Annotated in this window: 12 protein-coding genes; 7 read left to right on the plus strand and 5 right to left on the minus strand. The window is 43.3% G+C overall.

Annotation, left to right across the window (positions count from 1 at the left end):
- Nucleotides 1–2: 2 nt before the first annotated feature.
- Both ftsL and rsmH read right to left on the minus strand, forming a co-directional pair.
- On the minus strand, nucleotides 3–320 hold the full coding sequence (gene ftsL / locus FQT28_RS08200) for a cell division protein FtsL (protein ID WP_000840796.1): 318 nt from the start codon (nucleotides 318–320) through the stop codon (nucleotides 3–5).
- 10 nt (nucleotides 321–330) lie between these two features.
- Nucleotides 331–1,281, minus strand: coding sequence for a 16S rRNA (cytosine(1402)-N(4))-methyltransferase RsmH (rsmH, locus tag FQT28_RS08205; RefSeq protein WP_143989916.1), 951 nt, complete (start codon nucleotides 1,279–1,281; stop codon nucleotides 331–333).
- 162 nt (nucleotides 1,282–1,443) lie between these two features.
- Between rsmH and FQT28_RS08210 the strand changes: the two genes are divergently transcribed.
- The 7 genes from FQT28_RS08210 (at nucleotide 1,444) to FQT28_RS08240 (ending at nucleotide 10,807) form a co-directional block, all read left to right on the plus strand.
- Nucleotides 1,444–1,638 carry a helix-turn-helix transcriptional regulator gene (locus tag FQT28_RS08210; RefSeq protein ID WP_001082470.1) on the plus strand — a complete coding sequence of 65 codons (195 nt, stop codon included), beginning with the start codon at nucleotides 1,444–1,446 and terminating at the stop codon, nucleotides 1,636–1,638.
- A 15-nt stretch (nucleotides 1,639–1,653) separates the two neighbouring features.
- On the plus strand, nucleotides 1,654–2,193 hold the full coding sequence (locus FQT28_RS08215; RefSeq protein ID WP_143989917.1) for a DUF3278 domain-containing protein: 540 nt from the start codon (nucleotides 1,654–1,656) through the stop codon (nucleotides 2,191–2,193).
- Between the two features lie 10 nt (nucleotides 2,194–2,203).
- Nucleotides 2,204–2,746 (plus strand): DUF3278 domain-containing protein, encoded by a 543-nt coding sequence (locus tag FQT28_RS08220; RefSeq protein WP_125450075.1) that lies wholly within the window; start codon nucleotides 2,204–2,206, stop codon nucleotides 2,744–2,746.
- Nucleotides 2,747–2,756: 10 nt separating this feature from the next.
- Nucleotides 2,757–3,098: a hypothetical protein gene (locus FQT28_RS08225; RefSeq protein ID WP_000838131.1), complete on the plus strand. Its 342-nt coding sequence runs from the start codon at nucleotides 2,757–2,759 to the stop codon at nucleotides 3,096–3,098.
- Nucleotides 3,099–3,110: 12 nt separating this feature from the next.
- Nucleotides 3,111–3,689 carry a DUF3278 domain-containing protein gene (locus FQT28_RS08230; RefSeq protein WP_143989919.1) on the plus strand — a complete coding sequence of 193 codons (579 nt, stop codon included), beginning with the start codon at nucleotides 3,111–3,113 and terminating at the stop codon, nucleotides 3,687–3,689.
- Entirely contained in the window at nucleotides 3,686–4,162 is a 477-nt protein-coding gene (locus FQT28_RS08235) for a glutathione peroxidase (RefSeq protein WP_143989920.1), read from the plus strand. Before FQT28_RS08230 ends, FQT28_RS08235 begins: the two co-directional genes overlap by 4 nt.
- Nucleotides 4,163–4,516: 354 nt before the next feature.
- Nucleotides 4,517–10,807: an alpha-L-fucosidase gene (locus FQT28_RS08240; protein WP_143989921.1), complete on the plus strand. Its 6,291-nt coding sequence runs from the start codon at nucleotides 4,517–4,519 to the stop codon at nucleotides 10,805–10,807.
- Between the two features lie 360 nt (nucleotides 10,808–11,167).
- Here FQT28_RS08240 and FQT28_RS08250 read toward each other — a convergent pair whose 3' ends face one another.
- From FQT28_RS08250 to FQT28_RS08260, 3 genes are read right to left on the minus strand one after another with little or no spacing between them, the layout of a single operon-like run.
- Nucleotides 11,168–11,461, minus strand: a complete 294-nt coding sequence (locus FQT28_RS08250) for a DUF5960 family protein (RefSeq protein WP_125450065.1) — start codon at nucleotides 11,459–11,461, stop codon at nucleotides 11,168–11,170.
- Nucleotides 11,454–11,816, minus strand: a complete 363-nt coding sequence (locus FQT28_RS08255; RefSeq protein WP_125425149.1) for a hypothetical protein — start codon at nucleotides 11,814–11,816, stop codon at nucleotides 11,454–11,456. Before FQT28_RS08255 ends, FQT28_RS08250 begins: the two co-directional genes overlap by 8 nt.
- Nucleotides 11,813–13,228 (minus strand): Y-family DNA polymerase, encoded by a 1,416-nt coding sequence (locus tag FQT28_RS08260; protein WP_125450063.1) that lies wholly within the window; start codon nucleotides 13,226–13,228, stop codon nucleotides 11,813–11,815. Before FQT28_RS08260 ends, FQT28_RS08255 begins: the two co-directional genes overlap by 4 nt.
- Nucleotides 13,229–13,230 lie beyond the last annotated feature (2 nt).

Consider the following 13,230-nt stretch of genomic DNA (forward strand, 5'->3'; position numbering starts at 1 on the left):
TCTTACTCCGTTGCTCGGATATTTTCGTTATTCAGCTGTAAATTCTTAGAGTTTGCAATCTCTTTCAAACGTTCTGAACGAATCAATTCATTGACCTCTTGCTTGGCATCGTCGAGCTCTGTTTTCTTTTCTTCGATTTGAGCATTGACCTTGGTCAATTCATTCTGAACTTGTAATAGCTTGGTCTGCATAAACACAACGCTGATTGCCAGGATAATCATTGTTGCAGCAATCGAAACATAGAAGGCCTTTTCCACACGTGAAAAACCTTTAAACTTCGTTTGCAATAACTGGCTTGTTTTTTCGATTCTTTCTGCCATGTTTTTCCTCTTACTTGTGAATTTTTCTAGCCACGCGCAACTTGGCTGAATGCGAACGATTGTTGACTTCTAGCTCTTCGGCACTTGGCAAGATTGGCTTACGGGATACCAATTCCATCTTGGGCTTAAGGTCATCTGGAATGAAGGGCAAGCCTTTGGGAACTTCCACTGTTGAAGCTTCTTTGAATAATTGCTTGGTCAAGCGGTCTTCCAACGAATGGAAGGTAATGACCGAGATTCTACCATCCAGAGCCAGCATGTCCATGGCCTGCTGGATGGATTCATCTGCAGCGCCCAGCTCATCATTGACTTCGATTCGGATAGCCTGGAAAATCTGCTTGGCAGGGTGCCCCTTTTTCTTGAGCTCCTTGGCAGGCTTGGCCGACTTGATAATCTCTGCCAACTCCGTCGTTGTCTCGATGGGTTTCACCTCACGCGCTTGCTCAATCTTACGGGCAATCTGTTTAGAAAATTTATCCTCACCATACTTGAAAAAGATCCGAACCAAGTCATGATAGTCATAATGATTGACCACCTCATAGGCCGTCAGACGAGCTTCCTGATTCATCCGCATATCCAGTGGCGCATCCTTTTTATAAGAAAAACCACGCTCACGCTGATCCAGCTGAGGACTGGACACTCCCAAGTCATAACAAATTCCATCAATTTCCTGGACACCAGCCTCCTGCAAACGTGCCTGCAAATGGCGGAAGTTATCCTTGATAAAGGTTACCATCCCCTTTTCGATATAGGGTGCCAACCGTTTTTGCGCATTGTCAATGGCATTCTGGTCCTGGTCAAAGGCATAGAGATGCCCTTTTTCGCTCAATTTACTTAATAAATATTCGCTATGGCCTGCTCCGCCCAAAGTCGCATCAACGTAGATACCGTCAGGTTTTACGTCAAGCATATCAATCGTTTCATGAAGCAAGACCGTTACATGATGAAATTCTTTTGTCATATCTTATCTATTTTACCACAAATCTGACCAGCTTGCACTTGTCAGACAAGGCTAAGTTTCTTCGAAAAAAATTCTCAAAAAAATGTCGTGTATACTTGACACACCATCTCCAAAAGAATATAATATAGTCAAATATATGCGACACATCAGAAAGGAGACTCTATGAATCGTGTGAAAGAATTCCGCAAGGAACTGGGCATTTCCCAGCTCGAGCTCGCCAAAGATATCGGTGTCTCGAGACAGACCATCAACATGATTGAAAATGACAAGTACAATCCAACCCTGGAACTCTGTCTCAACCTCGCCCGCAGCCTCCAAACTGACCTCAATAGCCTCTTTTGGGAAGACGATTTTTAAAAAAGGAGCAAACAAATGAAAAAAGAAACTCTCACTGAAAAACTCATTAAACGCATATACGGTATTTCTGGTCCCCTTGACGAACACAAACGGCGCGAGGCCGATCGTATCGGGAATCAGGTCTTTATTGTCCTCTTTTATCTGATGACATTTGGCAATCTTATCCCGCTCGTTCTTGCCTATAAATACCCGCAAATTGTCGCTATAGGTTATCCTCTCGTGGTATTCGGCATTTCGATGATGGCTGCCCTCTATGTGGTCTCTCAAACCAAGAAAACGGGCATCACAGCCATTGATCTAGATATGCTGAATGAGAAAGAAAGCAAGCAACTACACTACCCAGGTCTTAAAGCGGGGATAGTCTATGGATTGATGAGTTTTTTTGTAACCCCTCTTCTCCATATACTACTAGGTGAGAGTCAGGACTATCTTCAGTCTCTTCTCACTTTTAAAAATATTTTTTCAAGTATTCTCCAGTCTTTCTTCTTCGGAGTGATTATACAAATTATCATCTCCCGTCGCATTGCAAAATCCAAGAAAGATCAGGATGATTAGGAGCAAACAAATGAAAAAAGAAACTCTCACTGAAAAACTCATTAAACGCATATACGGTATTTCTGGTCCCCTTGACGAACACAAACGGCGCGAGGCCGATCGTATCGGGAATCAGGTCTTTATTGTTCTCTTTTATCTCATGATATTTGGCAATCTCATCCCCTTTGTCCTTGCTTATAAATATCCGCAAATTGTCGCTATCGGCTATCCTCTTGTGGTATTCGGCATTTCGATGATTTCTGCTCTCTATGTGGTCTCCCAAACCAAGAAAACAGGCATCACAGCCATTGATCCCGAAATGCTGAGTCAAAAAGAAAGCAAAAAGCTACATTTTCCTGGTCTAAAAGCCGGCCTAATCTATGGCATGGGCATGTTCTTTGGAATACCGCTTCTGAATGTCCTAACCGATGATAGCAAGGATTATCTTAGCTCTCTTTTAAATACAGGGCATTTTGTGTCAACTATCCTAGCAGCCTTCTTCTTCGGAGTGACCATACAAATTATCGTCTCTCTTCGCATTCGAAAAGCCAAAAAAGACCATGAAGACGACTAGGAGGTACCTTATGAAATCACTAGCTAGACTACTGATCAGTCATGTTTTTATCAGTATCTTTGTTACCTTTTTCCTACTTTCTGGACATATTGAGCATCCTTTCTTGATTATCTTTCTTTTATTCCTTCCTGTATTGAACAAGGGACAGAGATTCCAGAAAATCCAATCAAAAAAAATACGTCTTCTAAACGCATCTCTCTGTTTTATCCTCGTATCCTTTCCACAACTTTTAACAAATCCTATGGATTGGAGATACCTGGTATTTCTAATAATCTGTATCATTTTTAGTTTGGTTTACTTCTATACTCTCTATCAACTCTTTAAAGAAGTCAATCAAAAATCGCTCATTTAGGAGGTTACTCCCATGAAAAAAGAAGATTTCACCACTCGCTTACTCAAACTGTTCTTTCACATACAAGGCCCCTTTGATGAATGCCGCCAAGAGATGATCTATAGGGCTTGTGCCCGTGCCTTGATCCAAATCGTATACTCCTCCCTCCTACTCTTCTTATTCTATCTCCTACTTGGACGCTTCATAGAGTTGGTTCGAGATGCCATGCCCTACCTCTATTTTGGACTTATCTTCGTCCTCTCATCTAGGGCAAGACTAGCAGTTCGCGACTTACGTTTAGACAAGGATGACCCGTCCGAAATCCATCACAAAAGCTACAGCAAAAGTCAAATCAAAGTTCGTAGTTGGAGTGTATTCCTCAGCATTCAGCTTGTTCTCTTTCTCTTACTAATCTTTCATAAACTTTTTGTTCAGCATCTTCCCCTCGATACCTTTTGGGACAATCTCTCCCACTTCGATAAAATGCTCCCTTTACTAGTCTTGGGATTGGGAATTGGTGCCATCTTTGGAACCATGACCTACGCCTTTTTATCGGAACACGAGGTAAAACACTCTGAATCAGGAATGCATAAGGAGAATATAGAAAAATGACCAGTATATATGATTTTTCCGTTTTGAACCAAAACAACCAAGCAACTTCCCTAGAGAGCTATCGTGGTAAGGTTCTCTTGATAGTCAATACTGCTACGGGATGTGGTTTAACACCCCAGTACCAAGGGCTCCAAGAACTCTATGACCGCTATCAAGATCAAGGTTTTGAAATCTTAGATTTCCCTTGCAATCAGTTCATGGGACAAGCACCCGGTAGCGCAAAGGAAATCAACGCCTTCTGTAGTCTACATTATCAAACTACTTTTCCACGTTTTGCCAAGGTCAAGGTCAATGGTAAGGAAGCAGATCCTCTCTATGTATGGTTGAAAGATCAGAAATCTGGCCCTCTAGGAAAACGAATCGAATGGAATTTCGCTAAATTTCTCATTGGCCGAGATGGGCAAGTCTTTGAGCGTTTCTCATCAAAAACAGATCCCCAGACCCTCCAAGAGTCTATTGAAAATCTGCTCTAACCTCTTTTCACTCCGCCCCTTCATTTCTAATACCAAATGAAAGGGCGGATTTTTCTTTAAAAAGTAAGCTATTTTCTTTAATTTCTGTTCATTTTTTTGTTTTTTGCTATTGCAATTCTTTCATTAATTTAGTATATTTGTTATATTAAAAATTTTTAGTCATTTTAAGGGAGAAATGGCCTATTAAATTTTTTATCTTAAAATGAAAGCGCTTTATAGCGCAGGGGGTTGGATACAGTAAATAAAAAAACTGAGATTATTTGTCTCTCGTTTGAGAGCAGAAGTAGATTGTTACCAAGTTCAACTTGGGCTCTGGCAGTAGCTGACTGCCTTGATTAAAACTAGGAGTATATTATGAATCGATACCTCTTTGAAAAAGGGCAAACGTTTAGCATTCGGAAACTGACCGTTGGAGTTGCCTCGGTCATGGTCGGACTAGCATTTTTTGCTTCAGGAACTGCTCTAGCTGATGAAAATCTTCCCGATGGAAAATCACACCTTGAGAGTAAAATTGAGCAGGTTTCCAATCTAGAAGAAAACAAAGTTGAACCCGAGAAGAAAGAAAACCTCAACCAGCCAGCAGCACAGCAATTAAAAAAAGAAGAAGCTCCTGCTGATACAAGTAAGGCTGATTTGCTCCCTGAAGAAATTCAGGATCAAGCATATCCTGACACCGACGTCAAACCTCTTAAAACTTCAGCTACCGTAGAAAAAGCTGAAAGTCCTCAAGTTGAATCAAAAAGTATTTTGAAATCAAAGGAAGAGGAGAACGCTCAAAAAGAGAATCGTGCCATCATTAACGGTGGGCAAGACCTCAAGCACATCAACTACGAGGGACAACCTGCTACTGCTGCAACTATGGTCTACAGCATTTACAATGGCGGTTCTCAACGATACATCGTTTCTGGGTCTGGTATTTTTGTAGCCCCTAATGTTTTCTTGACAGTTGCGCACAACTTTTTAGATAAAGAAGGCCATGTTCGTGGTGGAGACTCTGCGCGCTTCTATTACAATCTAGGCTCCAACGCTCCCGTTAAAAATTCTCAGCCAAATTCAGGAAATACCACACTCTTTCAAGAGAAAGATATCCACTTCTGGAACAAAGAAGAGTTTAGTAAGGGATATCAAAATGACTTGGCAGCAGTTGTATCACCTGTCCCTATACAAATTGCAAGCCCAAATAAAGCAGCAACTTTTGTACCACTCGCTGAGCATAAGACTTACAAAGCAGGGGACCCTGTCAGCACGATTGGTTACCCAACTGACTCAAGCTCAAAAGAACTCAAACAGCCTATCGTAGCTGGACAACTCTATAAGGCTGACGGCAAGGTAAAATCCGTCGATCCTTATGATGACAAGGGAGCTACTGGCATCACTTACCAAACAACTTCTGTATCTGGTTTGTCTGGTGGCGGAATTATCAATGGTGATGGAAAAGTCATCGGCGTACACCAACACGGAACGGTTGACAACGGTGTCCCTGAGAAAGACCGCTTTGGTGGTGGACTTGTCCTCTCTCCTGAACAACTCAAATGGGTCAAAGATATCATTGACAAATATGGTGTCAAGGGCTGGTATCAAGGGGATAATGGCAAACGTTACTACTTTACACCCGAAGGTGAAATGCTCAGAAATAAAACAGCTGTCATCGGAGAAAATCAGTACTCCTTTGATGAGAGCGGTGTCGCTACTCTAGTCAAGGGAATTGATTACGGACGTGTCGTTATCCAGCACTTGGACGAAGCAGGCAATACAGTCAAAGAAAACGATACTTTCTTAGACAAAACAGAAGTGGGAACTGGCTTTGACTATGATTTCAAGAAAGCAATCACTCCAACCGAATTCTACAAGCAAAATTTAGAAAAATACCAGATTGTTTCCATTGATGGGGTTGAGATTCAGAAGCAACTAAAAGACGAGTGGAACCACAATGTCGTTAGCAAAACAGCTCCTGGTACACGTGTCATCAAGGTGGTCTATAAAGTCAACAAAGGCTCCTTCAAAGTTTACTACCGTCAAAAAGGAACAAGCACTGAACTAGCGGAAGCGACAGTTGATAACAATGACGGTCAAGAGTATGACGTTTCCTTTGTCAACACCTTCCATGCAAAAGACATTGCTGGCTACCGTCCAGTAAAAGCTAGCTTGGAAGCAAGGATCCAGCAAAAAGGTGTTAATGAGATCGTCTTTGAATACGAACCAGTCGCTAATACAGCTAATCCAACGACTCCACCAGTGGCTCATCCAGAAGACAAAGAAACTGAGATTGGCAACCATGGACCTCTTCCAAGCAAGGCTCAACTTGATTACCACAAGGAAGAATTGGCAGCCTTCATCCACTACGGAATGAACACCTATACCAATTCTGAATGGGGAAATGGGAAAGAAGACCCTCGATACTTCAATCCAACCAACTTGGATACTGACCAGTGGATTCGTACTCTGAAGGAAACTGGCTTCAAACGAACTATTATGGTTGTTAAACACCACGACGGATTCGTTGCTTATCCATCTAAGTATACGGATCATACCGTAGCTGCTAGCCCATGGAAAGATGGTAAGGGTGACCTTCTCGAAGAAGTTTCCAAGTCTGCTAGCAAGTACGACATGAACATGGGGGTTTACCTATCACCATGGGATGCCAACCATCCAAAATACCATGTTGCAACCGAAAAAGAATACAACCAATACTATCTCAACCAACTGAAAGAAATCCTTGGTAATCCAAAATACGGTAATAAAGGGAAATTTATCGAGGTTTGGATGGACGGTGCACGTGGTAGCGGTGCTCAGAAAGTAACCTATACCTTTGATGAATGGTTCAAATACATCAAAGAAGCTGAAGGAGATATTGCTATCTTCTCTGCTCAACCGACAAGTGTTCGCTGGATTGGAAATGAACGAGGTATCGCAGGTGACCCTGTATGGCATAAAGTCAAAAGGGCCAACATCACAGACGACGTGAAAAACGAATACCTCAACCATGGTGACCCTGATGGTGATATGTATTCTGTAGGGGAAGCTGACGTTTCGATCCGTTCGGGCTGGTTCTACCATGACAATCAACAGCCAAAATCACTCAAAGAGTTGATGGATATCTACTTCAAGTCTGTTGGTCGTGGAACGCCACTCCTTCTCAATATTCCACCAAATAAAGAAGGAAAATTCGCAGATGCGGATGTGGCTCGCTTGAAGGAATTTAAGGCAACTCTAGATCAAATGTATGCGACTGACTTTGCCAAAGGTGCGACCGTAACAGCAAGTTCTACTCGTCAAAACCACCTCTACAAGGAAAGTCACCTCACAGACGGTAAAGATGATACTAGCTGGGCGCTCTCAAATGATGCCACAACCGGTAGCTTTACAGTCGATTTGGGACAAAAGAGACGCTTTGACGTTGTTGAACTCAAGGAAGACATCGCCAAAGGTCAACGTATCTCTGGTTTCAAGATTGAAGTCGAAATCAACGGACGTTGGGTGACTTACGGTGAAGGTTCGACCGTTGGTTACCGTCGCTTGGTTCAAGGCAAACCTGTAGAGGCACAAAAAATCCGTGTAACCATCACTGGTGCTCAAGCAACTCCAATCTTAACCAACTTCTCAGTCTACAAGACACCAAGCAGCATTGAAAAGACAGATGGCTACCCTCTTGGACTGGAATACCACTCAAACACAACGGCAGATACAGCTGGAACAACTTGGTACAATGAATCTGAAGGGGTTCGTGGCACTTCTATGTGGACCAATCAAAAAGATGCCAAAGTAAGCTATACCTTCACAGGAACCAAGGCCTATGTCGTCTCTACGGTCGATCCAGGTCATGGAGAAATGTCCGTCTACGTTGATGGTCAAAAAGTTGCGGATGTGCAAACTAAGAACGCAAGCCGTAAACGCAGCCAAAAAGTCTTTGAGACAGGTGATTTAGCACCAGGCCAACACACTATTACTCTTGTAAATAAAACAGGTGAACCAATTGCTACAGAAGGGATCTACACCCTAAACAATGATAGCAAGGGAATGTTTGAACTAGAGTCTACCAACTACGAAGTCGAAAAAGGAAAACCAGTCACTGTCAAGATTAAACGTGTTGGTGGAAGCAAGGGGGCTGCTACTGTGCGCTTCATCACAGAACCTGGAACTGGGGTTCACGGTAAAGTTTACCAAGATACAACTCAAGATGTGACCTTTAAAGATGGAGAAACAGAAAAGACTGTTACCATCCCAACGATTGACTTTACAGAACAAGCCGACTCTGTTTTTGACTTCAAAGCCAAGCTCACTTCGGTTACTGATGGTGCCCTGCTCGGTTTTGCTACCGATGCAACCATCCAAGTGATGAAAGCTGAATTGCTGATCAAGGACCAAACAAACTATGATGACCAAGCTAGTCAGTTGGATTACAGTCCTGGCTGGCACCATGAAACCAATTCGGCAGACAAGTACCAAAAAACGGAGTCTTGGGCTTCCTTTGGTCGCTTAACTGATGAGCAAAAGAAAAAGACAACTGTCACAGCCTACTTCTACGGTACTGGACTTGAAATCAAAGGCTATGTCGATCCAAATCATGGTATCTACAAAGTCTTCCTAGACGGTAAAGAAGTTCCTTACCAAAATGGTATGGGAAATGCTTCTACTATTGATGGTAAGAAATACTTTAGCGGTCATGCTGCCCAACGCCAAGGCAATCAAACTCTGGTTAGCCTAAAAGGTCTGGACGAAAACTTGCACGCAGTCACCCTTCAACTAGATCCTGATCGAAACGATTTGTCTCAAAATATCGGTATTCAAGTGGACCAATTTATCACTCGTGGCGAAGGTAGCGAACTCTACAGCAAGGCAGATATCATCCAGTCTATCTCAAAATGGAAAGATGATCTGTCCAACTTTGATCCAGCAGGCTTGAAGAATACGGCTACTGCACGCCAAGCTTTCCAAGCAAATCTAGAAAAATTGAGAAACCAACTCAGTGCTGATGCAGTGGATGTTCAAGATGTCATGTTGACGGTCAGTGCCCTACAAGATATCCTATCCAAGGATGAGAACTATCAAAGAGGCCAAGAGGAGCCTAGTCCAGAGCAACCGGAACAGCCAGAAGAACCTGAGAAACCTGACCAGCCTGAGCAACCAGCTGAACCAAAACAACCGGAAATCGAATACAGTAAGGCCATGGCTAGCTTAACAGAAGCCATTGAGAAAAAAGTCGGTGAGCTTGGTTCTAACAATGAAGCTAAGAAGAAATTAATTGAACTTGCAAACCAAGCAATTGCTGCAATTCAAGAGGCCAAGACTCAAGAAGAAGTTAATAAAGCGCTAGAATCCGCTCTTGAACAAATTAGCAAGCTTGAAGCAGCTAAGCCTGAGAAACCAGTTCAGCCTGAAAAGCCAGCTGAGCCTGAAAAACCGGCGCAACCGGAAAGTCCAGCTCAGCCTGAAAAACCGGCTCAACCGGAAACTCCAGCTCAACCTGAAAAACCAGCGCAACCTGAAAAACCAGCTGAACCTGAGAAACCGGCTCAACCGGAAAAACCGGCTCAACCGGAGAAACCAGCTGAGCCTGAAAAACCAGCTGAGACTGAAAAACCGGCGCAACCGGAAACTCCAGCTCAGCCTGAAAAACCGGCTCAACCTGAAAAACCAGCGCAACCTGAAAAACCTGCTGAACCTGAGAAACCAGCTGAACCTGAAAAACCTGCTGAACCTGAAAAACCTGCTGAGCCTGAAAAACCTGCTCAACCGGAAAAACCGGCTCAACCGGAAAAACCGGCTCAACCGGAAAAGCCAGTTCAGCCTGAGAAACCTGCTCAACCGGAAAAGCCAGTTCAGCCTGAAAAACCTACTCAACCGGAAACTCCAGCGCAACCTGAGAAACCGGCTGAACCCGAAAAGCCAGCTCAACCTGAGAAACCAGCTCAGCCTGAAAAACCTGCTGAGACTGAAAAACCTGCTGAGCCTGAAAAACCTGCTGAGCCTGAAAAACCTGCTGAGCCTGAAAAACCTGCTGAACTGGAGAAACCAGCGCAACCGGAAACTCCAGTTCAACCTGAAAAGCCTGCTCAGCCTGAGAAACCAGCGCAGCCTGAGAAACCAGCGCAGCCTGAAAATCCAGTTCAACCTGAGAAACCAATTACTTCTTCAAATCCTGAGGAAGGGGTCAAGGACCTTATCTTTAAACTTCCAAGCTTGGAAATCGTCAATAAGGTAGTACCATTCAAGACTATGCGTCGCGAAAACCCACAATTAGACAAAGGAAAAGAACAAGTTCTATCAGAAGGGAAAGACGGTCTCTTAGTCGAATATGTTGAAGTGGACGGCGACAATCGCAAGGTTCTCCAAACAGAAGCAACTCCAGCTCAAGATCGAGTGATTGAGGTAGGTAGCAAACAAAGCTCAGTTGGAACAGAGGCACCACCAGTTGTGACTCTTCCTGAGTATGTTCTACCAATAGAGACTGAAAAACCTGCTCCAGTCGTAACAGACAATTCACCAGCAAAAGATGAAAAAGCTCCTGTTACAGCTACAATCAAAGAAGACAAGGAAAGAGAACTCCCTGCAACTGGGGAACAAGAAACAACTTCCTTCCTCTTCTTGGCAGCCATTACTTCTATCTTATCTCTCCTCATCTTCCAAAAGAATTTCAAAGACTAATAACCCTCTTTGATTGATTCTTTCTAATTATTCAGTTCCCCCGTTGAGAAGACCATTTGGTCTTCTCTTTTTCTATCTATAAAATAAAAAACATCCACAAATACACATGGATGTTTTGGTATGAATCTATAAAGTAAAATGATCATTGAGAATAGGTGTTCTCAAATCCAACTACGTTTTCAAATAAACGCTCATCTAAAAAAGAGAGTGGGCCTTGCCTTATCTCATCAGAACTACCATCATAAGTTCTGCAAGAACTCCACAGATAAAAGATGGTGTTTCGAATTCCAATACCATGAGATCTTCTGACGCTCACAAGCTATCTCCCCTAGATCAGACTTCCCTCTCCCACATCTAGGTCTACTGACTACTATTTTCGAGTCCAGCGTATGCATAGGTTCGATTTCTAGGAGACTCTTTTTCCGTCACCACCCTAAAATAAAAGCGATGCTCTCCCCCATCCTTGGCATTTTCCTTGTTTAAGACGAAGTAGTTCTTCTGATTCATCGCCATGGTGCGTAGAATGTCATCGATCAAAAAAGTCAGTGGCACATTCATGGCAGAGTATTTTTGAAAATCCTCTTCAAAACGAATATAGGCTTCTGAAAAATAATCCATCTGCAGTTTGTTTTCATACAACTCTTTTCTAGTCATAAACTCCCTCCTCCCACAGTCGAATTTCGAGTACATCTGCTAGCTCTACCAGCCTATAGCCCTCATTGGTCCTAATAGACAGAGTTTGAGATGATAATTCGCTCACCTTGCCGACGATAGTCGTTTTTTGTTTCTTTTCCTTGACTACAAAGTATCCCTTTAGTTGCCCGACATAAAGCTGCGAAAGCAAGAGTAACTTCTCAACGGGATTCAAACTCGTCGAAAAAGCAACCCGATTTTTTTCTTCACCGAGTGAACTAGTATGCTCTGAGAGGAAAAAGCCCATCCACTTCTGCATCCCTGGATCTTGATAGTCACGCGCAGATGGAAAGGGTAAATAAGAACGATCAATCATTTTAGTCCATCTAATCCTCCAGCAGAATGCCCCCCAATCAGTTTGCTTCTGGCAAGACTCCTAGAGGCTTCTTCCAGTGCATTGGCCTTTAAGAGGGACGTAAAACCAAATTGTTCCCGAATGGAGTCAATGGCTGTCTGGAGCCTTTCTTCTTTTTCTAACTTGTCAACATCATCAAAGAGGGAGATCAAACCAAAAGACTCGTCCACAAATCCTGAATAGTTGACTCCGACACTTCTGACCGCTCCAGAAGTGTATTTATTATGAAATAGCTTCAAAACATAATCCGTTAAGACAGCTGTATTATTGGTCGGTTCGACCTTCATTTGTGTGTGAATAGACGACCTGACCTCCTGTTTAGAAAAACCAATATAGATAGAGACAAGGGTTGTCTTCTTGCCCGCCCTTCTCAGCCTAATAGCCACCTGCTCCGCCATTTCGCGGAGAATAATTTCAATATCCCGTAGCTTCACGTAGTCTCTCGGCAAGATTTGAGAATTTCCTAACCCTTGGGACTTGGCTTTATAGGGCCTGTGAACATTGCTCTCATCAATCCCGTTAGCATGAAACCACAAACGCAGGCCAGCCTGACCCAGAGCCTTCTGTAGCTGGTCTGGGTTGCTTGTAGCTAATTCTCTGATGGAAAAAATCCCCAGAGCATGCAAGTGTTTCTCCATCCGCCTGCCAATCCCCCAAAAGTCCGTCATCTTGGGAATGGCCCAAACCTTCTCTTCCACATCCTGGTAAGACCAGTTGGCCCTCATGGTCGGAGTGTGCTTGGCCTCATTATCCAGAGCCAACTTGGCCAGTAAGGGATTGGCATTGGACATACCCACCGCAGAGTAGATCCCTGTCTGCCTCCAAATATCCCTCTGGATGCGAGCAGAAAGCAGATCCAGCTTGTCTTTGCGAGAGAGACTCTTGTCTGGGATGAAATAGTTGAGCGAACTAGTCAGATCAATAAAGCCCTCATCGATAGAGTAGGGATAAATATCATCTGGACTACCATAATTTTGAAAGATTCGCTGGATTTCCATATTGACCGCTATGTACTCATCCATCCTAGGAGGCACAATCAAAGTCACTTGAGCCCAATCTTCGATGTAGCGAACATAGTCTGAGTCAGTAGGCAAGCCTTGCTTTCGAGCATTGTAATAAGAAAATTTGCGCGTTTTGATATCAAAAGGCAGATCATAGGCCCGACCAACATTGGACTTGCCAAAAATCTTCTTAAACATGGGAGAGGAAGCTAGGATAAGACCAGTAGAATTATCCGCGCGACTCATGACACAAAGCGAGGTCTTCAGCGGATGCAAGCCCCTTTTCACACACTCGACACTGGCATAAAAAGATTTCATATCGACAAAGGCAATATCACTTTTGGGCTCTCTGGAATAATCAAAGTAGCCCATAG

The sequence above is a fragment of the Streptococcus oralis genome (assembly GCF_901543815.1).
Taxonomy (GTDB): domain Bacteria; phylum Bacillota; class Bacilli; order Lactobacillales; family Streptococcaceae; genus Streptococcus; species Streptococcus oralis_CM.